Here is a 23,214-nt window from a genome sequence, read left to right on the forward strand (position 1 = left end):
CCCACCGTCGAACCAGCTCCGCTGGCCAACCAACCACGCAGCAAGCACCGCAGGAAAAGAGACTCTTTTGGAAACCATCCCGCACTACATCAACGGCGCCCGCGTCACCGATGCCGATCGTTTCGGTCCCGTCTTCAACCCCGCCACCGGCCAGCAGGAGAAGCAGGTGGCGCTCGCCTCCGCGGCCCGGACAGAGGAAGCCATCGCGGCAGCCCGCGCCGCGCTGCCCGCATGGCGCGCCACGAGCCTGGCCAAGCGCACCACCATCTTCTTCAAGGTCCGCGACATCCTGAACCAGCGGAAGTCCGAACTCGCCGCGATCCTGACCAGCGAGCACGGCAAGGTCCTCTCCGACGCGGAAGGCGAGATAGCCCGCGGCCTGGAAAACATCGATTTCGCCACCGGCCTGTCCCACATGCTGAAAGGCGAGCGGTCGGAGCAGGTCTCCAGCGGCATTGACGTCCATTCCATCCGCCAGCCGGTGGGCGTGGTGGCCTGCATTACCCCGTTCAACTTCCCCGCCATGGTGCCACTGTGGATGATCGGCAGCGCCCTGGCCTGCGGCAACACGGTGCTGCTGAAGCCGAGTGAAAAGGATCCGTCCGCGGCCGTGTTCATCGCGGAGGCCTTCGCCGAAGCGGGACTCCCGGCCGGCGTGCTGAATGTGGTCCAGGGGGACAAGGAAGCCGTCGACGTCCTTTTGGAGCACCCTGACGTCAAGGCTGTGAGTTTCGTCGGGTCCACCCCCGTGGCCCAGTCCATCTACAAGCGGGCAGCTGAGCACGGCAAGCGCGTGCAGGCACTGGGCGGTGCCAAGAACCACATGGTGGTGCTTCCCGACGCCGACCTGGACATGGCTGCCGACGCCGCGGTTTCCGCTGCCTACGGTTCCGCCGGCGAACGCTGCATGGCTGTCAGCGTCCTGGTGGCAGTGGGCAACATTGCCGACGACCTGGTGAAGGCGATTTCCAGCCGCATGGCCGATCTCAAGATTGGTGACGGCACGGATCCCACCTCGCAGATGGGCCCCCTGATCACTGCGGAGCACCGGGAACGCGTAGCTTCCTACGTGGCGGGAGCGGAAGGCGAAGGCGCAACTCTGGTGGTGGACGGGCGCTCGCAGCAGTTCGACTCCAACGGGTTCTTTATCGGCGTCAGCCTGGTGGACCACGTCAAGCCAGGCATGAAGGTGTACGACGACGAAATCTTCGGCCCGGTCCTGTCCGTGGTCCGCGTGGACACCTACACCGACGCAGTCCGGCTTGTGAACGACAACCAGTTCGGCAACGGCACCGCCATCTTCACCCGCGACGGCGGAGCGGCGCGGCAGTTCGAGTTCGATGTCGAAGCGGGCATGGTGGGCGTCAACGTGCCCATCCCGGTCCCGGTGGGCACCTTCTCGTTTGGCGGCTGGAAGAACTCCCTGTTCGGCGACACCCACATGTACGGACCCGACAGCATCCGCTTCTACACCCGGGGCAAAGTGGTGACCACCCGTTGGCCGGACCCATCAACCTCCGTCATTGACCTGGGCTTCCCCCAGGTGGACTAGCAGGCTAGGTTGAACCAAGCGGCCAGCCAGATGGATTAAACAAAAACAAGCAGGCCGGGGACCAGTTCAAAACCGGTCCCCGGCCTGCTTGTTAAGCAAGTTTGGTTAGCCGTTCATGATGTCGCCGCGGCGCTTCATGTACTCCTCCATGGACAGCTCACCGTTGGTGTACTGCTGGTCCAGTTCCGCGAGCTTGCGTGCCCGGAACCCCTGCGGCGCCGAAGGAGGCGGGGGAGTGGCAGGCCCGGAGGATTGGGCACGTCCCGGCTGACCTTGACCTGGCTGCGGATACCCCTGGCCAGGCTGCTGGTGCCCCGGCTGCTGGAACGGCGGTTCCTGCCCGAATTCCTGTGATCCAGCACCGAACCGGGGGTCTGGCATGGGCGGCTGTCCGTACTGGTACGGCGGCAGCTGCTGCCCGCCATAGGGCTGCGGCGGCTGGCCGGGCTGGCGGAAGCCGCCGGAGAAGTAGTCCTGCTGGGTGTAACCGTCGCGGGGCTGGCGGTTCTGCGGCCCGGCCGAGCCCGGGAACTGGCCATAACCCGGGTACTGGTCCGGCCCGGGGAACTGGTTCTGCCCCGGGAACTGGCCCGGCCCGGAAAACGGTCCGGGCAAGCCCTGGTCCCGGTCCCGGCGTGCCATGGAGCGCCGGTACGCCCGCATGGCCATGGGGACCACGAAGGACAGGATGATGATCCAGAAAAACAAGCTGCTCACGGTGCCGCGCCTCTCGTGTGTTGTCCTTCCAGCGTAACCCCGGCAGCCCTACCGGCGGCTGGGCTCGGCCGATCCCAGCGGACCCTCGCCGGAACCCAACGGAACGCCCGGGCCGAAGACGGGACCCGGCGTCGGCCGTTTGGCCGTAATGCCGTCCCCGGACGACTGGTGGCGCAGCCGGCGCAGCACCCACGGCACGAAGTACTCGCGGGCCCACACCAGGTCCCCGCTCCTGGCCTCGCGCCAGGTGCGCGGCGGCAGCGGCTTGGGCTGCAGCGGTTCCAGGGAGTGCTCCACGTTGAGCGCGTCCAGCACCATGGCTGCGATGGTGTGGTGTCCCAGCGGGGAGAAGTGCAGGCGGTCCTGGTCCCACATCTGCGGGTCGCTCAGCTGCCGCAGGGACCACATGTCAGCGATCACCGCGTCATGACGCGCGGCAACCGTCCGCAGGTTTTCGTTGTAGATGGCCACCTTGCTGCGGATCCGGCTGAGTACCGACGATCCCGTATCCGGCCCGTTGAACAGGACCACCGTGGTTCCGCCCATGGACAGGATTTGGACCACGGAATCGAGCTTCTCGGCCAGCGCGTCGGGGTCGCCGCCGGGACGGATCAGGTCGTTGCCGCCCGCGGACAGGGTGACCAGGTCCGGCTTCAGTTCCAAGGCGGGAGCCAGCTGCTGGTCCACGATCTGCTGGAGCAGCCTGCCTCGCACGGCAAGGTTGGCATAGGCGAAGTCCGGCTGGGTGCGGCCCAGCTCCTCGGCCACCCTGTCGGCCCAGCCGCGGTGGCCGCCGGGGCTTGACGGCTCGGGATCACCGATGCCTTCGGTAAAGGAATCACCCATCGCCACGTACCGGGTCCAGGGGTGGGAACCGGGGTGCGCGGAGGGGGTCTGGATGGCACTTGCGTCAGTCACGGTCCTATCCTGCCTTCCGCCTCGCTGCCTACGCGAACGTAGGTTGTTACTTCCAAGTAACTGGTATGAATGGAAACCATGACTGACGCCGAAGTATTTCCTGCCCCCGTTGTCCTGTGGTCCCATCCGGAAGACCAGCGTGCCGGCAAGCCGCTGCTGGTCCTGCTCCACGGCTACGGCGCCAATGAGCAGGACCTGCTCAGCCTGGCGGACATGCTGCCCGGGGACTTCGCCGTCGCGTCCCTCCGCGCGCCCATCGCCATGGGTCCGGGCTTCACCTGGTTCCCGTTGACCGCATCCATCGAATACTCGCTGGACCGGGTCAAGAAGGCCTCGGCCTACGTGCTCGAGTGGATCGACGCCATCAAGCCCGGCCACCCTACGGTGACCCTCCTGGGCTTCTCCATGGGCATGGCCATGGCCACCACGCTCCTGCGCCAGCGGCCCACGGACTTTGCCGCCGTCGTCGGACTTTCGGGCTTCGTGGTGGACGCCGCCGGTGACCCGACCTTCAAGGACGACGAGCTGGACGGCACCGTGCCCATGTTCTGGGGCCGCGACCAGCAGGACCCGGTGATCACCCAGGACAAGATCGAGTTCACCATGGGCTGGGTCCGCAAGCACGTCAAGCTCACCAAGGTCCTCTACACCGGCATGTGGCACGGCATCAACCAGCAAGAGATCGGGCACGTGGGGGAGTTCCTCACCCACGAGGTGCTGAACAAATAGGACGTACGACGGCGGCGCAACAGCTGCCGCCGTCAGCCGGCCTGGGGTGCCACCACCCGGATGGTCTGGCCGTTAACGGTGACGGTGTCCCCGTTGTGCAGCTGCCGGCCGCGGCGGTCGTCGATCTCGCCGTTGACCTTGACCAGCCCGTTCTTGATGAGCTCCGCCGCCTCCACGCCGTCCTCCACGAGGTTGGCGAGCTTCAGCAGCTGGCCCAGCCGGATCATGCTGTCGCGGATGGGGACGTCGTCAATGGGGTTGCTCATAGAGCAATAATGCCTGAACTAAGGTGGATTCAATGACCTCCCCTTCCCGCCTGCCGGTACTCGCAGGCCTGCCCCTGGCCGTGGGCTCCGGCCTCGCCATCCCCGTCCAAGGGCGGATCAACGGGGCGTTGGGTGCCCGGCTCAACGATGGAATCGCCGCCGCGGCCGTGAGTTTCAGCACAGGCCTGCTGGTCATGATCATCATTTCCCTGGTGTTGCCGCGCGGCCGGGCCGGCCTGGCAAACATCCTCCCCGCAGTCCGGAACCGGGCGTTTCCCCGGATCTATGTGGTGGCGGGCGCCATTGGCGCCCTGTTCGTCTTTGCCCAGTCCTTCACCGTGGGCATCCTGGGCGTGGCACTCTTCACCGTAGCCACCGTCACCGGGCAGACGGTGAGCGGCCTGCTGGTGGACCGACTGGGAATCGGGCCGGCCGGTAAGAAATCCGTGACGGGCATCCGCATTATCGGCTGCATCCTGACCATCGCCGCCGTGGCTTGGGCGGTGTCGCCCCGGTTCAGCAGCGGAGGCTCGGGGGACGGCGCGGCCGGGCTGCTGCTTCCCCTGCTCCTGCCGGTGGCGGCGGGCTTCCTCATGAGTTTCCAGCAGGCTATGAACGGCACCGCGACGCTCCACTATGGGACACCCATCGCCGCCACGCTGGTCAACTTCGTGGCCGGCTGCATTGTGCTGTGGGCAGCGTTCGCGGTGAAGCTGGCCGTGGCCGGGCCCGCCAACCCGCTGCCGGGGGAGTGGTGGTACTACCTGGGCGGCCCCATGGGCTGCGTCTTCATCGGCCTGGGCGCCCTCCTGGTCCGCAGCCTGGGCGTGCTGGTCACCGGGCTGGGCATGATCGCCGGCCAGTTGCTCGGCTCACTGGCCCTGGACCTGGTGCTCCCCGCACCCGGCACCATCGTGGCTCCGGCCACCGTCCTGGGGACCCTGCTGACCCTCGCCGCCATCATCCTGGCAACCCTGCCCTGGCCGCGGGGCGCGCTGCGCAGGCAGCGGCCGGTACGCTAGGACACGAGCTTTCACCGTCTTCCTTCATCCGCCCCGACGCGTTGCCCGCTGTGCCCAGGCACAGAGCAGCCGGGGCCCGAACAACCCGCGGACCGCACCCAGCGGCCCTGTAGAAATTGGAGTTATCCCATGGCAGCAAAATCCGTCCTCGACCAGGTCATTTCCCTCTCCAAGCGGAGGGGCTTCGTGTTCCAGGCCGGTGAGATCTACGGAGGCTCGCGGTCTGCCTGGGACTACGGCCCCCTCGGCGCCGAGCTGAAGGAAAACATCAAGCGCCAGTGGTGGCAGTCCATGGTCCGCGGCCGCGAAGACGTAGTGGGCCTGGACTCCTCCGTGATCCTGCCCCGCCAGGTCTGGGAAGCCTCCGGACACGTGGAGGTCTTCTCCGACCCGCTGGTGGAGTGCCTCTCCTGCCACAAGCGCTACCGCGCGGACCACCTCGAGGAAGAGTACGAGGAGAAGAAGGGCCGCCCCGCCGAAAACGGCCTGAAGGACATCGTCTGCGCCAACTGCGGCACCCGCGGCCAGTGGACCGAGCCGCAGGAGTTCTCCGGCCTGCTCAAGACCTACCTGGGCCCGGTGGCCAGCGAGGAAGGCCTGCACTACCTGCGCCCCGAAACCGCGCAGGGCATTTTTGTGAACTTCAACAACGTCCTCACCACGTCCCGGAAGAAGCCGCCGTTCGGCATCGGCCAGATCGGCAAGTCTTTCCGCAACGAGATCACGCCCGGCAACTTCATCTTCCGTACCCGTGAGTTCGAACAGATGGAAATGGAATTCTTCGTGGAGCCCGGCACGGACGAAGAGTGGCACAAGTACTGGATGAACGAGCGCATGGCCTGGTACACCGGCCTGGGCATCCGCGAGGAAAACCTGCGCTTCTACGAGCACCCCAAGGAGAAGCTGAGCCACTACTCCAAGGGCACCACGGACATCGAGTACCGCTTCGGCTTCCAGGGCTCGGAATGGGGCGAGCTGGAAGGCATCGCCAACCGCACCGACTTCGACCTCTCCACCCACGCCAAGGCCTCCGGCACGGACCTGAGCTACTTCAACCAGGCCACCAACGAGCGCTACACCCCGTACGTGATCGAGCCCGCGGCCGGCCTGACCCGTTCCTTCATGGCGTTCCTGGTGGACGCCTACACCGAGGACGAGGCCCCCAACGCCAAGGGCGGCGTGGACGTCCGCACCGTGCTGAAGCTGGACCCGCGCCTGGCCCCGGTCAAGGCCGCAGTGCTGCCACTGAGCCGCAACGAGGACCTGTCCCCGAAGGCCAAGGCCCTGGGTGCCCAGCTGCGGAAGAACTGGAACATCGACTTCGATGATGCCGGTGCCATCGGCCGCCGCTACCGCCGCCAGGACGAGATCGGCACCCCGTTCTGCATCACCGTGGACTTCGACACCCTTGAGGACCAGGCCGTCACCATCCGCGAGCGGGACACCATGAGCCAGGAACGCGTCTCCCTGGACAAGGTGGAGGGCTACCTGGCGGCACGGCTGATCGGCGCCTGAGCATGGCCATCGAATACCGTGAATGGCGCGACGGCGACGACCTGGCGCTCCTGGAAATCTGGGGTGACCCGGACACCGCCCAGGCCCGCCAGTTCCGTGGCGCGCTCGCAGTGTCCTCCAACGGCGGGAACGGCATGCCCTGGCGCCGCTGCATCGTGGCGGAAGACGTCGTTGACGGCGTGGGCATTCCCGTGGCCGCCGGCGTCGTCTATGAAGCCTCGCTGCACCCCGAGCGCCTGTGGACGTACATCGAAGTGGCGAAGGACCACCGCCGGGCGGGCATTGGGGCGAGCCTCCTGACCATGTTGCGGCGCGAAGCCGAGAAGGCGCCGTCGGGCGTCACCAAGCTCCGTGCCAAGGTGGAACCCGGCAGCGCCGGTGCCGCGTTCGCTGAAGAATCCGGGCTGGCGCCGATCCAGCGCTCCCGGCTGGTCATCGTGGAACCCGGAGCCCTGAAGCTGCCCGTCTTCCCGGACAAGGACCACGGCGGCCGCCCCATTGACGGTGAAAACGCCGGCTCCGACATTGTGATGGACCTGGCCACCGGCTCGGTGGAGCTGACGGACGTGGTGGGCCGGTACTACACCTCCATCCACGGCTGGGACTCCCCGGGCGTCCTGTCCGTGGGCCAGGTGCAGAGGCTGTTCCTGGACGAGCTCACCGGAGCCCACGGAGCCATCGTCCTGCGGGCCCAGCCGGAATCCGCGTTCGGCCAGGGAGTGGCGCCCAGCAAAAAGGGCCGCATCCGCGCATTCGCGGTCAGCTACGCCGCGCCCGCGGACCCGGATGCCGCGCCGGCCCATCTGGACAGCTCGGGCGCAGAGGCAACGGGTGCCGACACCCCCACGGACGTGTTCGTGGGGCACGAGCCATCCCTTGCCGCTGACGATGCCGCCGAAGCCGTCCGCGACATCCTTGCCCTGATCGCCTACCAGCACCCGGTCATGCTGGAACTGGACGATTCCATGACTGCCCTGCGCGCCGCCGTCGAGCCCCTCCTGGAGAGCGGCAAAGCCCGGCTGGCGGGCGCCGAAACCCTGGTGGTTTCGGACTAGCGACTGCCGGTCCACATCATCAGCGCCGTGCCACGCGCCGTCCCTGGGACGGCGCGTGGCATTGCCGTTTAAGCCGGCTACTTTGTGCGGGGAGCACGACGGCGGCCCGCGGCTGCGTCAGCCGCGTCCAGCAGTTGCCGCTCGGCGTCGGTGGGGGCGCTGCCGCCCAGGTGTGCGGGCATCCACCACGCCCCTGGTCCGGGCTGAAGGGGGAAGCCGGCGATGCAGCGGTCAATCCCCGCCTGGAGCGTGGTGCGCAGCCTCTTCGTGGCAGTGTCCGCGTCAACGTCCGGCGGATACATTATCGGCCCGCCAACCCGGACCTGGATGGGAGCGCGCCAGCTGCGCCGCAGGGAGAAGCCATGGCCGCGGGTCAGGATCCGGTGTGCGCCCCAGACAGCCACCGGGATGACCGGGACGCCCGCCTCCGCCGCCATGCGTACAGCCCCGGTCCGGCACTCGCGGACCGTGAAGCTGCGGCTCACGCCCGCTTCGGGGAACACGGCCAGGTACTCGCCGGCGCGCAGCATGGCCACGGCGGTGCCGTAGGCATCGGAGCGATCGGTGTATCCCACCACCACCTGGCCGGAGGCGCTGATGGCGGGGCCGGCCAGCCAATGGTCCGCGGCGCCCTGGTGGACCAGGAACCGCAGCTGGGCACGGCTGCGGTGCCACAGGAGCAGCTCAAGGACGGCGAAGTCCAGGTAGCTGAAGTGCGTGACTGCGAACACCGCGCCTCCGCCGGGGGTCACCTGCCGGGTCGGGCCGGCCGGGGGTGGTGCCGCCGGGAGGTGCTCCAGGCCCTCTGCGCGGATGTCCAGTTGCAGGGCCCAGCGGAGGAACAACCCGGTGCGGACGATCAGCCGGTAGAAGCGGTCGTTGGATGGAGGACGCCAGGGCATGGCCGGGCGGCCTAGAGGGTGACCTGGACGGAGGAGTCCGGCAGCAGCCCGGTGAAGGCCCGGGACGGCTGGACCGCCGCCCCTGTACTCTCGGCGAAGGACTTGATGACAAAACCGGCGGCGAGGGTGTGCCAAATACGGACCTTGCGGAGCATGAAGTGCCCCACGCCCCTCAGGGACACGTACTGCATGCTGGCTGCGTCCGGAGCGGCGCGCCGGGCGAAGGCAAGGGACTGCGTGGGGCTGGTCATGTGGTCCGTGGTCCCGTGGATGATCAGGACCTTCCGGCCGGTAACCCTGTCCGCAGGGGTTTGCGGGTCCAGCCAAGGGGCCAGCGCCACCACGGCCTCCACCTGCGGATGGTCCGCGGCGCATACCGCAGTCAGGCCGCCCATGGAGTGGCCCAGCAGGAACACCGGCACATCGGGGTGGCGTTCTGCGATTTGCCGCAACGCCCACCGTGCATCCTGCAAGGGGGACATGTCGGGCCCATTCCAGCCGCGGACACTGTTGCGCAGGGACCATACGGCCAGCCCGTGTTTCCGGCCCGCACGGTGCAGGTGCCGGGCGAAGGGCACCATGCGCGCCGGGCTCAGGTGCCGGGCCTCCACCGGGTCCCGGGAGTGGGCCTTGCCGCCGTGCAGGACCAGGACCACTCCCTTGGTGTCACCGGAGGCATCCAGGACGCTGAGCACGGGCTGGTGGACCGGGACCATCGGCACCTGTCCGGCCTTTGCGCTTCCTGCCGGGGAAACTTCTGCCCCACGATAACCGGCCCCACCCCTGCCATGGTTGTCCATGCCTGGTACCTCCCCATCCCGATGGTCCATTTACCAACCCTATGGCGCCGCACGTAGAGTTCAACCATGAGGTTGTACTGCTGATGGGCGCCGGTCACTCCCACGCTTCCTTGGATCATTCGGAGCCGACGCCCCAGGCGATGGCTGCCCGCAGCAAGGCGAACCGCATTTTGGCTGCAGTGCTGATTCCCCTGGCGCTGCTGACCCTGGCCGGGATGGCCGCGCTTTGGCCCTCGGGGAGCAAGGAGGGCATCTCGCTCGCCAATCCGTACTCCACCGCCCCCGGGGTCACCTTCGATACGGGCACCATCCAGAGCGTGCTGACCGGGAGCTGCATGCAGGGGCCCGGCCAGCAGGGTTCAAGCCAACAGGGCACGGGTCAACAGAGTTCCGGCCAGCAGGGTTCAAACCAACAGGGGTCCGGCCAGCCAGGCACCGCACAGCAGCCGCCAAGCCAGGGCTCAGAGTGCACCTTCGCCGTTACCGAACCGGACAAGGGCGGAAGCCCGGTGAAAGTGGTCATCAACCCGGACGTCGCCTCCTCCCATGGCGTGAAGCCCGGGGACCAAATCCGCTACCTGAACCTCTCCAACGTCCAGGGCGCCACGGGGTCGCAGGGATCGCCGGCCTACATCTTCGTGGACTTCGTCCGCACCCTGCCGATTATCCTGCTGGCCGTGCTCTACGCCGTGGTGGTCATTGCCGTCGCCAGGTGGCGCGGATTGCGTGCCCTGATCGGGCTGGTGGGCGCGTATTTCGTGCTCGCCAACTTCCTGCTTCCGGGCTTAGTGGAGGGCAAGCCGCCCCTGCTGCTGGCCCTGGTGGGATCCACCGTGATCATGATCGGGGTGCTGTACTTCGCCCACGGCTTTTCCGCACGAACGTCCACCGCGCTTTTGGGCACCATCTTCGGGCTGGCCATCACCGCCCTGCTGGCCGCCTGGGCCACGGACGCCGCCAACCTCGCGGGCGTAGGCAGCCATGACGCCGCCACTTTGGTGAACACGTCGTCCAACATCTCCATCTCCGGGGTGATCCTTTGCGGCCTCATCATCTCCGGCCTGGGCGTCCTCAACGACGTCACCATCACGCAGTCCTCGGCTGTCTGGGAGCTCTACGAACTGGCACCGGCCAGCAGCGCCCGGAAGCTGTTCACCTCCGCCATGCGGATTGGCCGGGACCACATCGCCTCCACCGTGTACACCATCGCCTTTGCCTACGCCGGCGCGGCGCTGCCAATCCTGATCATCGTGATGCTCTACGACCGGCCCCTGATGGACACCCTCACCAGCGCCGAACTGTCCGAGGAAGTCATCCGCACGCTGGTTGGCTCCATCGGGCTGGTCCTGGCCATCCCCGTTACCACCCTGATCGCCGTGCTGGTGGTCAAAGCCACGGGAGTCAAGGCAGCGGGCGCCCAGTCATTGGACACCGGACGTCAGGACGGAACGCACGACGGCGGGAGCCACCACGCGGAGGATGTTGCGGACAACGGGGCGCTCGCCGCAGCCGCGCTTGAGGAACGCCGTCGGCGCGCCGCCGTCGAACCTGCCGGCCAGCCTGCCATCCAGGCTGACGCGGAGCCCGCCACCCGCCGGGGACGGCGGGCTGACCGCGGCTGACATGGTGCCGGTGGAAGTCCTTCCGCCCAGCACATTCCCGCCTACTGGTAGTCGGCCAGCCAGAGATCGGGCCCGAAGACTTCTTACTGGATGTCCCTGGGCGGCACGCCTGCGCCCACCAGGCCAGTCCGGACGGCCTGCATGAACGGCAGCGGGCCGCAAAGGTAATACTCGGCGTCGGACGGCAGCTGGACATCCTTGACGTTCATGAACCCTGAGTGCACCGTCCCGCCACTTCCATCCGCGGCGGACGGGGCACCATCGGGATTCAGGAACCACGCGTTGAGGGAGGCTTCCGGCAGCGCGGCGAGGTCAGCCGTCACCTGGTTCCGCAGGGCGAAGGAGCCGGGGGAGTCGTCCGCGTGCAGGAACATGACTTTCCGCTGCGAGCCGGACTTCACCAGGTGGGACAGCATGCCGGCCATGGGCGTGATCCCGATGCCGGCGCTCGCGAGCACCACGGGCCGGTCGGAGTAGTTCAGGACGACGTCGCCAAAGGGAGCTGAGAGGGTGACCTCGTCGCCGACGTTGACGTGGTCGTGCAGGAGGTTGGACATCTCGCCGTCGGGTGCCCCTTCGCTCCGCACCCGTTTGACCGCGAACCGCCGGTGCTGTCCGTCGTCGGCCTGCGCGAGGCTGTACTGGCGTGGCTGCAGCACGCCGTCCGGCATCTGCATCCGGATGGTGACGTACTGTCCCGGCAGCGAGGGCTTCACCTCGCGTTCGTCGGTGCGCTCCACCACGAAACTGACCACGTCCGCTGTCTCCTGGATTTTTTCTGCCACCCGCCACGTGCGCCAGACCGTGTCGGGGCTCAGCCGGACGGCATCGTACAGCCCGCGTTCCTTGTTGATGAGCATGTTGGCCATGAGCCAGTACACCTCGTCCCACGCCGCTGCCACCTCCGGTGTTACCGCATCGCCCAAAACATCGACGATCGCCCACATCAGGTTGTCATGCACCACCTGGTACTGCTCCGGGCTTAAGCCAAGGGACACGTGCTTGTGCGAGATGCGCGACAGCAGGTGGTCCGGGAGGTGGGTGGGGTCGTTGATGAGGAATCCGGCAAAAGCTGCAACGGAACCGGCCAGTGCCTGCTGCTGCCGGCCGTCGGCCTGGTTGCCGCGGTTGAACAGGCCGTTGAGCAGTTCGGGATGTTCCTGGAACATGTGCGTGTAGAAACGGGAGGCGATTTCCTGGATATTTTCGCCGACGACGGGAAGGGTCGCCTGGATCACGGGATAAGAAGTGTCGGAAAGCATGGGCTGTCTCCTTCAATCGTCCTGGCTGGGTGTCCGTGCCCGCGCCACGCTAGCACCGGGCAGGACCCTGCGACAGGCCCTTTTGGCACTCGCCGCAGCCGCCTGCCAAAGGCGGCAGATCACCGATTTGCCCGGCTTTGCAACAATGGACAGGTGACTGTTGCAGCAACTCCTCCCGCACCCAAGCTGGAACTCCCGCCCCTGAAGCTGGGACCCATCACGGTTGACACCCCGGTGATCCTTGCCCCGATGGCCGGGATCACCAACTCCGCGTTCCGCAGGCTGTGCCGCGAGTACGGCGGCGGCATGTATGTGGCGGAGATGGTGACTTCCCGTGCGCTGGTGGAGCGGACGCCCGAATCCCTCCGCATCATTTCGCACGACGACGACGAAAAGGTCCGGTCGGTACAGCTCTACGGCGTGGACCCGGGCACGGTGGGTGCCGCGGTGCGGATGCTCGTGGAGGAGGACCGGGCGGACCACATCGACCTCAACTTCGGTTGTCCCGTCCCCAAGGTGACGCGGCGCGGCGGCGGGTCGGCGCTGCCCTGGAAGATCGACCTCTTCACCTCCATCGTGCAGACCGCCGTCAAGGAAGCGTCCAAGGGCAACATCCCGCTGACCATCAAGATGCGCAAGGGCATTGACGAGGACCACCTGACGTACCTCGACGCCGGCCGGATCGCGCGCGATTCCGGTGTTGCCGCCGTCGCTCTCCACGGCCGCACGGCCGCCCAGTTCTACTCCGGCAAGGCCGACTGGTCCGCCATCGCCCGGCTCCGCGAGGCGCTGCCGGACATTCCCGTGCTGGGCAACGGCGACATCTGGTCCGCCGAGGACGCTGTCCGCATGGTGCGCGAAACCGGCGTGGACGGCGTAGTGGTGGGCCGGGGCTGCCAGGGCCGGCCCTGGCTCTTTGGCGACCTGCAGGCCGCGTTCGAGGGCAGCGACGTCCGCCACCGCCCCAACCTGCGGCAGGTGGCCGAGGGTGTATACCGGCATGCCGAACTGATGGTGGAAACCTTCGGTGACGAGGGCAAGGCGCTGCGTGAGATCCGCAAGCACATCGCCTGGTATTTCAAGGGCTACGTGGTGGGCGGCGAGCTGCGTACCCGGCTGGCCCTGGTCACCAGCCTGGAGGTACTTCGGGACACCCTCGCCGAACTGGACCTGGAGTCTCCGTACCCGGGCTTGGACGCCGAAGGCCCCCGCGGCCGCGCCGGCTCGCCAAAGAAGCCGGCCCTGCCCAAGGACTGGCTGGACTCGCGTGCCCTGAACGAGGCACAGTCCGCCGATATCTCCGCCGCGGAACTGGACGTTTCCGGTGGCTGAAACCCCCACGGCCGGAACCCCCACCGCAGCCCTGGCCCTGCCCGGTTACGACACGCACGACTCCGCCCGCTGGGTGGAGGAGCCGCCCAAGAGCACCTACCGCTCGGATTTCGAACGGGACCGTGCCCGGGTGCTGCACTCCTCGGCGTTGCGGCGGCTTGGCGCCAAGACCCAGGTGGTGGCACCGGATACGGACGACTTCGTCCGGACCCGCCTCACGCACAGCCTGGAAGTGGCGCAGGTGGGCCGCGAGCTGGGCCGGGCATTGGGTTGCGATCCGGACGTGGTGGACACGGCCTGCCTCAGCCACGACCTGGGCCACCCGCCCTTCGGCCACAACGGCGAATCGGCGCTGAACGAAGTGGCGCATGCCATCGGCGGCTTCGAAGGCAACGCCCAGACACTCCGCCTGCTCACCCGCCTGGAACCCAAAGTGCTCACGGCTGACGGCCACCCCGCCGGACTGAACCTGACGCGCGCAAGCCTGGACGCGGCGTCGAAATATCCCTGGTCAGCCCTGGAAGCACCCGTGATCCACGGGCAGCGGACCAGCAAGTTCGGGGCCTACGAGGATGACCTCCCCATCTTCAACTGGATCCGGGAAGGAGCCCCGGAACGCCGTACCTGCCTGGAAGCTCAGGTCATGGACCTTGCGGACGATATCTCCTACTCGGTGCACGACGTGGAGGACGCGATCGTTGCCGGCCACTTCCAGCTGCGGTGGATGGACAACCCGGACCACCGTGCCCGCGTGGTGGGCTACGCCAAGCAGTGGTACTTGCCCCACAACGACCCGTCCGCCATCGACGCTGCCCTGGCCCGGCTGGAGGCCACCGACGTGTGGGTCCGCGAGGCCGACGGCAGCCGCAAGTCCATGGCTGCCCTGAAGAACATGACCAGCCAGCTGATCGGCAGGTTCTGCCAGTCCGCCCTGGAGACCACCCGCGCGGTCTACGGCCCGGAGAACCTGACGCGCTACAACGCCGAACTCATTGTTCCGGACGAGACCGTCATGGAAATCGCGGTCATGAAGGGCCTTGCCACCACCTTCGTCATGACCACCGAACACCGGCAGCCCATCTATGAGCGCCAGAGGGAAGTGCTCCACGCCTTGGTCACGGCCCTCAGCGCCACCGGTGACCGGCACCTGGAGCCGATGTTTGCGGCGGACTGGCGGGCGGCGGACGACGACGGCGGGCGCCTTCGGGTGGTCATCGACCAGGTGGCATCGCTCACCGACGGGTCGGCCCTGGCCATGTACGAGCGCCTGGTGGGGAGCCTGCCCTCGCTCTGGTGAACCCGCCTGTACCCCCGTGCGGAGAAACTCCCCGACGTCCTCCTGATCAACAGCTTCCTTAAAGCATCTACACAGGAAGGAAGCGCACCATGGGAGGAAAGGCAGGCCGCCAGGAACGGGAGCAGGTCATGAGTACTCGAAGCAGGGGCAAGCGACTGGCCACCGGAATCACCGCAGCGGTGGGCGTTGGCAGCTTCGCTGCCGCAGGCGTGGCCGCATCCGCTGTCTATGCCGCCACTCCGTCCGTGATTGCCAGGACAACTGCAGGTACGGACAGCAGCACGCAGGGGAGCACGCCCCAATCCGGTTCCGGCCGCTCTGATGACGACGGTTACGGCACCCGGCAGGACAGCGGCACCGGCCAGAACAGCGGCACCCAGAATGGCGGCTCGCGGCGCTCGAAGAGCTACGGAAACTATGGCAGCACCAGCCCGGTCCAGCCCGGCAAGGGCGGCACCATTCACGGAAGGTCCTCAGGGTCCTGACGTGGCCGCTTCAGACACCACGAATCGCACTGGGGCTCCGCAATCTGCAGCGGCCCCCAAACACGAAGCTGCACCGGCTCCCACAGCACAATCCAACTGGACGGTTTGGGAACTCGAGGCAGCCGTCACGGTGACCGGGCCCGGCCTGCTGGATGCCGCGGAAGGGGTCGTTCGTCAGGTGGTGTCCGCGGTGGACCATGCCTGCAGCCGTTTCCGCGCCGATTCGGAACTGGTGGCGCTGCAGCCCAAAATGGCATCTGGCGTCAGGGTGAGTCCCATGTTCCGGCTGCTCCTGGAGCGCGCCCTGGACGCTGCCAGGATGACCGGCGGCGCTGTTGATCCCACCCTCGGAGCAGACCTGGCCGCCTTGGGCCACGGACCGGAAATGTCGGGCGAATTCTCCAGCCCGCCAGACACAGCGGGCAGGCCGGGAATCCGGAGCGTGCCCGTATCGCCGCTGCCTTCGCCGCCGGAGCCGCTGGCAGCGCGGGAACCGCGGGCGCCAGGCTGGTCACGGATTCATGTGGACGGCGACGTGCTGACCGTGCCGGCCGGGCTTCGCCTCGACCTGGGTGCATCGGCCAAGGCCGTCGCAGCCGATCTCGCCGCTGCTGAAGTGCACCGGCGGCTGGGCTGCGGAGTCCTGGTAAGCCTGGGTGGAGACCTGGCCAGCGCAGGACCCGGCCCGCAGGACGGGCAGCCGGAGGCCGGGTCCGGCCAGTGGCAGATCCTCGTGCAGGACGTTCCTGCCGACCCCGCCCAGCACATTTCGCTGGCTCCGGGATTTGCCCTGGCAACGTCCAGCACGCAAAAGCGCCGCTGGCTCCACGAAGGCACCCAGGTGCACCACATCCTCGATCCCCGTTTTGGCTTGCCCGCGGAACCGGTGTGGCGCTCGGTGACCGTGGCGGCGCCTACCTGCCTGGAGGCGAACGCGTTCAGCACCGGGGCCATCGTGCGCGGCTTCAAAGCCCTCGAGTGGTTCCGTGCCGAGGGCATATCCGCCCGGTTCGTGGACAGCCGCGGCAGGGTGGCGACCACAGGAGCCTGGCCCGCCGAAAACTACTTCCCAGCCGAAAGCCCGGGCGAGGGAGCCCTGCGCCATGGATGAGGCAATGTGGGCTTTCGGGCGCGTCAGCGGCTTCGTGTCACTGGCACTGTTTACCGCATCGGTGCTGCTGGGCATCCTGAACCGGTCAGGCCGGCCCCTGCTGGTGCTGCCGCGGTTCTCCATCAGCCTCCTGCACCGGAACATTGCCCTGCTCGCCACGGTTTTCCTGGGGCTGCACGTTGGATCCCTGCTCCTTGACTCCTTTGCCAAGCTCAATCCCGTGGATGTCGTGGTGCCGTTCCTGGGGTCGTACCAGCCGTTCTGGCAGGGTCTGGGCACGGTCGCCTTGGACCTGGTCCTGGCCGTCGTGGTCACAGCGCTGCTGCGGCACCGTATTGGGCAGCGCACCTTCAGGGCCGTCCACTGGCTCAGCTATGGCGTTTGGCCGGTGGCCATGGCCCACGCCCTGGGAAACGGCACGGACGTGTCAAGCGGGTGGTTCCTCCTGTTGGCTGCGGCGTCCGCCGTGGCCGTTGCCGCTGCCCTGATGTGGCGGCTGAGCCCCTCCTTCCTCGAAACCTTCCGCGCCAGGCAAGGAAACCTCCCGTGAGCCAATCCCGTAACAGCTACCCGGTGAACCAGGACAGTATCCGCCAGGAGCCGCGCCTCCTGGCGGCAGGCCCCGATGCCGGGTGGGCGCAGCACCTGGAAGCCTTCGGCCCGTGGGAGCCGCAGGCGGCAGGTCCGGGTCTCCTGGAAGTGCTCGCTGAATCAGGGCTGACCGGCCGCGGCGGAGCCGCATTCGAAACCTGGCGCAAGGCCACCGCGGCAGCCGGTACCGGACGGAAGGGTTTGTTTGCCGTCCGGCCCGTGGTGGTAGCCAACGGTGCCGAGGGCGAGCCGCTCAGCTTCAAGGACCGGACCCTCCTCGCCCACGCGCCCCACCTGGTCATTGACGGGCTGACCGCCCTCGCCGCCGCCCTGGGCCCGACAGGCGGCAGGACAGGAAGCCAGGCAGGCGCGGGCGGCACAAGCATGTACGTTTACGCCCCGGCGGCCAGCCTGCCCCGTTTGCAACAAGCCCTCGGTGAGCGTCCGGGCGGCAGAAAGATCCGGGTAGTGCAGGCTCCCGAAACGTTCATATCCGGTGAGTCGAGCGCCGTCGTCAACATGATTGAGAACGGTACCGCCCTGCCCATGGACCAGCGACGGCGCCTCAGCGAGTCAGGCCTGAACGGCCGCCCCACGCTGGTGGTTAATGTCGAGACCCTGGCCCAGGTGGCCCTGATCGCCCGCTATGGCGCGCAGTGGTTCCGGCAGGCGGGCACCGCCACCGATCCCGGCACCAGGCTGGTGTCCGTGTCCGGGCCTGCCCCCACGCGGGACGTGGTGCTGGAGGTACCGGGCGGGGTACAACTTTCCGCCGTCCTGACGGAAGCCGGGATGGATCCGGGATCCTTGTCCGCCGTCCTGGTGGGCGGGTACCACGGCCGATGGGTGCGGCCGGCGGATCGAGCCCTCACACCCGCGGGAGCGCCGGGCCGGACAGTCCGCCCGGGCGCGGGAGTCATCCATGCCCTGGACCTGCAGACCTGCGGCGTCCAGGCCACGGCCCGGATCCTCAGCTACCTGGCCGGCCAGTCCGCCCGGCAGTGCGGGCCCTGCATGTTCGGGCTGCCGGCCATGGCGTCCGTCCTCAACCGCATCGCCGGAGGCGAAACAAATGCGCGGCTTACCTCGGAGCTGGACCGCCTCGGGCGGCTGGTTTCCGGCCGCGGCGCATGCCGCCATCCGGAAGGGACCACCGGACTGGTCGCCAGCGCGTTGGAGGTCTTCGCCGCTGACTTCCGCGCCCATCTGTCCGGATACTGCACGGGCCCGGGAGGCGTGGCGGCATGAAAACGTACCTGCACATCGACTGGACAAGCTGCGATGGCCGCGGCCTGTGCTCAGAGCTGCTTCCGGGAGTGCTCGACAGGGACGACTGGGGCTACCCGGTGGCACGGGGCAAGGCGGGCCGTGAACGCACTGACGTTCCGCTGCGGGACGCCGACCGGGACGCCGCGCAGGAGGCCGTCTTCCTTTGTCCCAGGCTTGCCCTCAGCCTGGTGGAGCGGGCGGCGCCCGAACAGGGACAGCGGACGCCGGGCAGGATGCCCGGGAGGTAGGCCCTGCCGGTGGCACCAGGCCAAGGACACTAAGATTGCTGTGTGGCTGGGCTGATCAAACGTGAAGATATCGATGAAGTACGCCAGCGCACGGACATCAAGGAAGTTGTTGACGGCTACGTGACGCTCAAGGGCGCCGGGCTGGGCACCTTCAAGGGTCTGTGCCCCTTCCACGACGAGCGCTCGCCGTCCTTCACCGTCCGTCCCCAGGTGGGCCGGTACCACTGTTTCGGCTGCGGCGAGGACGGCGACGTCATTGCCTTTGTGCAAAAGCAGGACCACAGCTCCTTCCAGGAAGCCGTGGAAAAGCTCGCTGCCCGGATCGGCTACGAACTCCGGTACGAGGACGGCGGGACCGGGCCCAACCGTGAGGAAGTCGGCCGGCGCCAGCGGCTGCTTGACGCGCACAAGATTGCCGACGAGTTCTTCCGCGCCCAACTGCTCACCCCAGGTGCGGCAGAGGCCCGGAACTTCCTGTTCGGCCGGGGCTTCGACAGGGCGGCCGCGGAACACTTTGGCTGCGGCTACGCTCCGCAGGGCTGGGACGCGCTCCTGAAGCACCTTCGCGGCCGCGGCTTCACCGATGCCGAGCTCAAACTCACCGGCATGTTCAGCGAAGGAAACCGGGGCATCTACGACCGCTTCCGCGGCCGCCTGATCTGGCCCATCAAGGACATCGCCGGCGACACCATAGGCTTCGGCGCCCGCAAGCTCTACGAGGATGACCAGGGCCCCAAGTACCTCAACACCCCGGAGACCACCCTCTACAAGAAGTCCCAGGTCCTCTACGGCATCGACCTGGCCAAGAAGAGCATCGCAAAGGACCGCCAGCTGGTGGTGGTGGAGGGCTATACGGACGTCATGGCCTGCCACCTTGCAGGGATCACGACGGCGGTGGCCACCTGCGGCACGGCGTTCGGCACCGAACACATCAAGATCGCCCGGCGGCTTTTGTCCGACGACGGCACCGGGGGAGAAGTGGTGTTCACCTTCGACGGCGACGCCGCCGGGCAGAAGGCAGCACTGCGCGCCTTCGAGGAGGACCAGCGGTTCACTGCCCAGACCTTCGTGGCCGTGGAACCTACCGGAGCCGATCCGTGCGACCTCCGGCTCAGCAGGGGGGACGAGGCAGTGCACGCCCTGATCCAGTCCCGGCGGCCCCTGTTCGAGTTCGCCATCCGCACCACGCTGAAGCAGTTCAACCTGGACACCGTGGAAGGCCGCGTCCAGGGCCTGAAGGCTTCCGTGCCGGTGGTGGCGGCCATCCGCGACGGCTCCACCCGGACCGGGTACTGCCAGGCCCTGACCGGCTGGCTGGGTATGCCCGACCCCAATGAAGTCCTGCGCCTGGTCAACGCCGAGGTGAAGAACGCAGCGAAGCGGGGGGACGCCGGAGCTCCCGCGGGCCAGGGCACGTCCAACCGTGGACAGCAGCAGCGCGGCACTGGCCACGAGGGCAGGGGGTACGAGGGCCAAACCGGCCCCGCACCTGCCGGCGGCCCCGGCGTGGCTGTTGGGCCGTCGTCGGGCGCTGTTCCTTCCTTCCACCGTCCCGACCCACGCGACCCCGTGGCCTCCATGGAGCGGCAGGCGCTGGAGGTGGCCCTTCAGCAGCCGTCGCTGCTGGCGGCCGGGGTCTGGGACCGGTTCGCCGCTGCCCGCTTCTCCACCCCTGCCTTCCAGGCCGTGCACGATGCCATGCGCGCCACCGGGCCGGGACTGGTGGGTGATCCGGTGCGCTGGGTGGAACACGTCATGCACGAGGTCCCGGAGCCGCTCCGGCCGCTGGTGTCGGAGCTGTCGGTGGTGCCGCTTCCGGCGCATACGGAGGAGGCGGTGCTGAAGTACTGCCGCGACATCCTGTCCCGGTTGTTCGAACTCCAGATCACGCGGGTCAAGGCGGACAAGATGGGCCAGCTGCAGCGCCTTGACGCCGCGGCAGACCCCGAAACGTACCAGCGGCTCAACCGCGAACTGATGATGCTGGAGATGGAACGCCGGGCCCTGCGGGCCGAGGCGTAGGCCTCTGCCTGCTGGGTGGAACCGGAAGTGGGGGAGGTCACGGCACTCCCGATTTCGTTTCCACACCGGGTGTTTGCTAGGCTGGTACCCGCTTCATTCCTCCTTAGCTCAATTGGCAGAGCATTCGACTGTTAATCGAAGGGTTGCTGGTTCAAGTCCAGCAGGAGGAGCTTCCAATCCCCGTTCCGGTTCCCGGAACGGGGATTTTTGTTTCCGCTTTTGGACGGCACGAGGCGTGTTTTGGCCCGGAAAACCGCCGATTTCCCTTGGGCCGGAAACCTTTGCTAATGTCATACCTGCTTCATTCCTCCTTAGCTCAATTGGCAGAGCATTCGACTGTTAATCGAAGGGTTGCTGGTTCAAGTCCAGCAGGAGGAGCGCTACGAAAAATCCCCGTTCCTCCGGTTGGAGGAACGGGGATTTTTTTCTTTCCGCGGGGTGGGAAGCCTGAATGGGGAAGATGGGCTCAGACGAAGTCCATTTCCACCTGCAGGAACCTTTCGGCCTCTGCGATGGCAGACTCGAAGGCTTCCCGTTCGGTAGGGGACTTCCGGGGTTCGCGCGGATTCCATTCGTGGGGGGCCGAGTGTATGCGGACAAAGCCGGCATCAGGTGGGGCGTAGAAGATGCCGAAGCGCTGCACTGGCCATTCCGGCGAGGTTTCCGGTGCCACCAGGAGGGCGGCCTTGAAGGCTGGATTGAACCACTGGGCGATGGGCCGGCGCCGGTCCTCCGTGAACAGCCCTGCCGCGTACAGCGCCGCTGACTGCTGGCCTGCCTGCGCGCACAGCCGCTCCCACCACAGTGGCAGGATCCTGGCGTCGCACCGTTGCCATGTGGCCGGAAGTGGCGGTTGGTTCTGCCAGCTGGACACGGCATCATTTTATCGCGCTGAGCCTCATCGTGCAGTGCAGCCGTAGGGCAGGGACGGCCAGCGCCAAGCGGTGTCCGGCAGCAGGTGCTGTCAGCGGCGGTTCCGGCGGCCCGGATTCACCCGGTACAGGAGCGCGGCACCAGCCAGCGTTCCCAGGATGATGCCCCATGCGGGGTTGCCCACGGCACGGCCGGCAAAATAGCCGGCGACGGCGCCAAGCACCGCCCCGAGGAAGAGTCCCCTTCCGTTGCGTTGCGGTTTGCGGGCCATCTGCTGCCTTCCTGGTGGCTGAGAGTAACTGCCGGTGTGGTGAAGTGCCTTGGTTTGCGGGGTATTCAGTGGATCGAGGGTACCGTGCGCGGCCGGACCACCAGCCATAGTGCCCCGATCGCCACCAGGATGCACGCCGCCTGAACCGCTCCCATGGGCGCGGCGCTGGTGATGCCAACCCAACCCACCACGGGGGAGATCAGCCCGGCCATGAGGAACGTGGCCGCGCCGAGGAGGGATGCCGCGGTTCCCGCCTGGGAGGCGTGGCTTGCCAGGGCCAGCACCTGGACGCAGGGGAACATGAAGCCGGTGCCCAGGATGTAGAACCACAGCGGCACCATGACACCCCACAACCCCAGGCCCAGCCGGTCGAACACCACGATCAACAGGGCCATCAGGAACATCCATGCCGTGGCGCCGGCCAGGATCCATTGCGGCGGGACAATCCTGATCAGCCGTGAACTGGTCTGCACGCCTGCAACGATGCCCAGGGAGTTGATGCCGAAGAGCAGCCCGTACTGCTGGGCCGAGAACCCGAAGACGTCCTGGAACAGGAACGGGGAGGCCGACAGATACGTAAAGAGGCCGCCGAAATTGAAGCCGGCCACCATGAGCAGCCCCACGAAGATCCGGTCGCTGAAGAGCGCCTTGTAGCGCTGCCTGGCCGTCATGCCGCTCTGGCCCCGTTTCTCCGGCGGAAGCGTCTCACGCACCAGGAGCAGGGCCGCCACGATGACTAATGTCCCGTATGCGGCCAGGAACACGAAGATGCCCGGCCACGGCATCACCAGGAGCAGTTGCGAGCCGATCACCGGTGCCAGGATGGGTGCCAGGCCGTTGACCAGGGCCATCCGCGAGAACATCCGCACCATGGCATACCCGGAGAACAGGTCGCGCACCATGGCCATGGCCACCACGCCGCCGCCGGCTGCGCCCACACCCATCAGGACACGGAACACCCCCAGCGTGGCGATGTCAGTGGACAGGGCGGCACCCATGGACGCGGCAATGTGAAGCGCGGTGGCAAGGATCAGGGGAGTCCGGCGCCCGAACTTGTCACTGAAGGGGCCCACCACCAACTGGCCGAACGCAAAACCGACAGTGGTGCCCGCCAGGGTGAGCTGGACCTGCGCCTCGGTCACCCCCAAGCTGGCCTCCAGTGCGGGGAAGGCGGGCAGGTAGAGATCGATGGTGAACGGGCCGAGGGCCGTCAAGGCGCCCAAGAGGAGGATGTAAAGGAGCTTGCGGCGGCGGCTCAGCAAGTCGCCCGGATTGGGGGGATTGGTCACGGAGAACAATCCTAGGCCCCGCCAGGACTGATTTTGCATCGTTGTAGGCCGCGCCGTCCGGCAAGC

23 protein-coding genes and 2 tRNA genes are annotated in these 23,214 nt (G+C 67.4%); 16 read left to right on the forward strand and 9 right to left on the reverse strand.

Annotated elements, in window-relative coordinates:
- Window positions 1-67 precede the first annotated feature (67 nt).
- On the forward strand, window positions 68-1,552 hold the full coding sequence (locus ACIGJD_RS06565) for a CoA-acylating methylmalonate-semialdehyde dehydrogenase (RefSeq protein WP_483688823.1): 1,485 nt from the start codon (window positions 68-70) through the stop codon (window positions 1,550-1,552).
- 105 nt (window positions 1,553-1,657) lie between these two features.
- On the opposite strand, the gene ACIGJD_RS06570 is transcribed toward ACIGJD_RS06565, so the two are convergent.
- Both ACIGJD_RS06570 and ACIGJD_RS06575 read right to left on the reverse strand, forming a co-directional pair.
- The gene (locus ACIGJD_RS06570; protein WP_483688824.1) at window positions 1,658-2,269 is read right to left on the reverse strand and encodes a hypothetical protein; all 612 of its coding nucleotides are present in this window, start codon (window positions 2,267-2,269) and stop codon (window positions 1,658-1,660) included.
- Window positions 2,270-2,317: 48 nt separating this feature from the next.
- Window positions 2,318-3,187 carry an SGNH/GDSL hydrolase family protein gene (locus ACIGJD_RS06575; protein WP_483688825.1) on the reverse strand — a complete coding sequence of 290 codons (870 nt, stop codon included), beginning with the start codon at window positions 3,185-3,187 and terminating at the stop codon, window positions 2,318-2,320.
- A gap of 78 nt (window positions 3,188-3,265) precedes the next feature.
- On the opposite strand from ACIGJD_RS06575, the gene ACIGJD_RS06580 reads away from it, so the two are divergent.
- On the forward strand, window positions 3,266-3,916 hold the full coding sequence (locus tag ACIGJD_RS06580) for an alpha/beta hydrolase (protein WP_483688826.1): 651 nt from the start codon (window positions 3,266-3,268) through the stop codon (window positions 3,914-3,916).
- A gap of 32 nt (window positions 3,917-3,948) precedes the next feature.
- Here ACIGJD_RS06580 and ACIGJD_RS06585 read toward each other — a convergent pair whose 3' ends face one another.
- Entirely contained in the window at window positions 3,949-4,182 is a 234-nt protein-coding gene (locus tag ACIGJD_RS06585) for an RNA-binding S4 domain-containing protein (protein WP_483688827.1), read from the reverse strand.
- A gap of 32 nt (window positions 4,183-4,214) precedes the next feature.
- On the opposite strand from ACIGJD_RS06585, the gene ACIGJD_RS06590 reads away from it, so the two are divergent.
- The 3 genes from ACIGJD_RS06590 to ACIGJD_RS06600 all read left to right on the forward strand — a co-directional run bounded on the left by ACIGJD_RS06590 (window position 4,215) and on the right by ACIGJD_RS06600 (window position 7,774).
- Window positions 4,215-5,204, forward strand: coding sequence for a DMT family transporter (locus tag ACIGJD_RS06590; RefSeq protein WP_483688828.1), 990 nt, complete (start codon window positions 4,215-4,217; stop codon window positions 5,202-5,204).
- Window positions 5,205-5,333: 129 nt separating this feature from the next.
- Window positions 5,334-6,719 (forward strand): glycine--tRNA ligase, encoded by a 1,386-nt coding sequence (locus ACIGJD_RS06595; protein ID WP_142134684.1) that lies wholly within the window; start codon window positions 5,334-5,336, stop codon window positions 6,717-6,719.
- A 2-nt stretch (window positions 6,720-6,721) separates the two neighbouring features.
- On the forward strand, window positions 6,722-7,774 hold the full coding sequence (locus tag ACIGJD_RS06600) for a GNAT family N-acetyltransferase (RefSeq protein ID WP_483688829.1): 1,053 nt from the start codon (window positions 6,722-6,724) through the stop codon (window positions 7,772-7,774).
- 77 nt (window positions 7,775-7,851) lie between these two features.
- Here ACIGJD_RS06600 and ACIGJD_RS06605 read toward each other — a convergent pair whose 3' ends face one another.
- Both ACIGJD_RS06605 and ACIGJD_RS06610 read right to left on the reverse strand, forming a co-directional pair.
- Complete coding sequence (locus ACIGJD_RS06605) at window positions 7,852-8,676, reverse strand: lysophospholipid acyltransferase family protein (protein WP_483688830.1); 825 nt, start codon at window positions 8,674-8,676, stop codon at window positions 7,852-7,854.
- A gap of 11 nt (window positions 8,677-8,687) precedes the next feature.
- Window positions 8,688-9,392 (reverse strand): alpha/beta hydrolase, encoded by a 705-nt coding sequence (locus ACIGJD_RS06610; RefSeq protein ID WP_237430485.1) that lies wholly within the window; start codon window positions 9,390-9,392, stop codon window positions 8,688-8,690.
- Window positions 9,393-9,559: 167 nt separating this feature from the next.
- Here ACIGJD_RS06610 and ACIGJD_RS06615 point away from each other — a divergent pair, with 167 nt between their 5' ends.
- Window positions 9,560-11,098 (forward strand): YibE/F family protein, encoded by a 1,539-nt coding sequence (locus tag ACIGJD_RS06615; protein ID WP_483689444.1) that lies wholly within the window; start codon window positions 9,560-9,562, stop codon window positions 11,096-11,098.
- 83 nt (window positions 11,099-11,181) lie between these two features.
- Here the strand turns inward: ACIGJD_RS06615 and ACIGJD_RS06620 are convergent, their stop codons facing one another.
- Window positions 11,182-12,360, reverse strand: coding sequence for a globin domain-containing protein (locus tag ACIGJD_RS06620; RefSeq protein ID WP_483688831.1), 1,179 nt, complete (start codon window positions 12,358-12,360; stop codon window positions 11,182-11,184).
- 153 nt (window positions 12,361-12,513) lie between these two features.
- Here ACIGJD_RS06620 and dusB point away from each other — a divergent pair, with 153 nt between their 5' ends.
- The 10 genes from dusB (at window position 12,514) to ACIGJD_RS06670 (ending at window position 21,093) form a co-directional block, all read left to right on the forward strand.
- A complete protein-coding gene (dusB, locus tag ACIGJD_RS06625; protein WP_483688832.1) occupies window positions 12,514-13,692 on the forward strand; it encodes a tRNA dihydrouridine synthase DusB in 1,179 nt (392 codons plus the stop codon).
- Window positions 13,685-14,989 carry a deoxyguanosinetriphosphate triphosphohydrolase gene (locus ACIGJD_RS06630; protein ID WP_483688833.1) on the forward strand — a complete coding sequence of 435 codons (1,305 nt, stop codon included), beginning with the start codon at window positions 13,685-13,687 and terminating at the stop codon, window positions 14,987-14,989. The genes dusB and ACIGJD_RS06630 overlap by 8 nt, the downstream gene beginning before the upstream one ends.
- A gap of 128 nt (window positions 14,990-15,117) precedes the next feature.
- Window positions 15,118-15,474 (forward strand): hypothetical protein, encoded by a 357-nt coding sequence (locus ACIGJD_RS06635; RefSeq protein WP_483688834.1) that lies wholly within the window; start codon window positions 15,118-15,120, stop codon window positions 15,472-15,474.
- A 1-nt stretch (window position 15,475) separates the two neighbouring features.
- Window positions 15,476-16,585, forward strand: a complete 1,110-nt coding sequence (locus ACIGJD_RS06640; protein WP_483688835.1) for an FAD:protein FMN transferase — start codon at window positions 15,476-15,478, stop codon at window positions 16,583-16,585.
- Window positions 16,578-17,135: a ferric reductase-like transmembrane domain-containing protein gene (locus ACIGJD_RS06645; RefSeq protein WP_483688836.1), complete on the forward strand. Its 558-nt coding sequence runs from the start codon at window positions 16,578-16,580 to the stop codon at window positions 17,133-17,135. The genes ACIGJD_RS06640 and ACIGJD_RS06645 overlap by 8 nt, the downstream gene beginning before the upstream one ends.
- Window positions 17,132-18,424 (forward strand): NADH-ubiquinone oxidoreductase-F iron-sulfur binding region domain-containing protein, encoded by a 1,293-nt coding sequence (locus ACIGJD_RS06650; protein ID WP_483688837.1) that lies wholly within the window; start codon window positions 17,132-17,134, stop codon window positions 18,422-18,424. The genes ACIGJD_RS06645 and ACIGJD_RS06650 overlap by 4 nt, the downstream gene beginning before the upstream one ends.
- Complete coding sequence (locus tag ACIGJD_RS06655; RefSeq protein ID WP_483688838.1) at window positions 18,421-18,693, forward strand: ferredoxin; 273 nt, start codon at window positions 18,421-18,423, stop codon at window positions 18,691-18,693. The genes ACIGJD_RS06650 and ACIGJD_RS06655 overlap by 4 nt, the downstream gene beginning before the upstream one ends.
- 42 nt (window positions 18,694-18,735) lie before the next feature.
- Entirely contained in the window at window positions 18,736-20,715 is a 1,980-nt protein-coding gene (dnaG, locus tag ACIGJD_RS06660) for a DNA primase (protein WP_483688839.1), read from the forward strand.
- A 97-nt stretch (window positions 20,716-20,812) separates the two neighbouring features.
- Window positions 20,813-20,885: transfer RNA gene (locus tag ACIGJD_RS06665), tRNA-Asn, on the forward strand.
- A gap of 135 nt (window positions 20,886-21,020) precedes the next feature.
- Window positions 21,021-21,093 (forward strand) — tRNA-Asn (locus tag ACIGJD_RS06670).
- 88 nt (window positions 21,094-21,181) lie between these two features.
- Here the strand turns inward: ACIGJD_RS06670 and ACIGJD_RS06675 are convergent.
- From ACIGJD_RS06675 to ACIGJD_RS06685, 3 genes are all read right to left on the reverse strand, one after another.
- Complete coding sequence (locus ACIGJD_RS06675) at window positions 21,182-21,589, reverse strand: hypothetical protein (protein WP_236801857.1); 408 nt, start codon at window positions 21,587-21,589, stop codon at window positions 21,182-21,184.
- 90 nt (window positions 21,590-21,679) lie between these two features.
- Entirely contained in the window at window positions 21,680-21,859 is a 180-nt protein-coding gene (locus tag ACIGJD_RS06680) for a glycine zipper 2TM domain-containing protein (RefSeq protein WP_483688840.1), read from the reverse strand.
- A 65-nt stretch (window positions 21,860-21,924) separates the two neighbouring features.
- Window positions 21,925-23,148: a multidrug effflux MFS transporter gene (locus tag ACIGJD_RS06685; RefSeq protein ID WP_483688841.1), complete on the reverse strand. Its 1,224-nt coding sequence runs from the start codon at window positions 23,146-23,148 to the stop codon at window positions 21,925-21,927.
- Window positions 23,149-23,214: the final 66 nt, after the last annotated feature.

The sequence above is a fragment of the Arthrobacter sp. E1SS-5 genome (assembly GCF_057073715.1).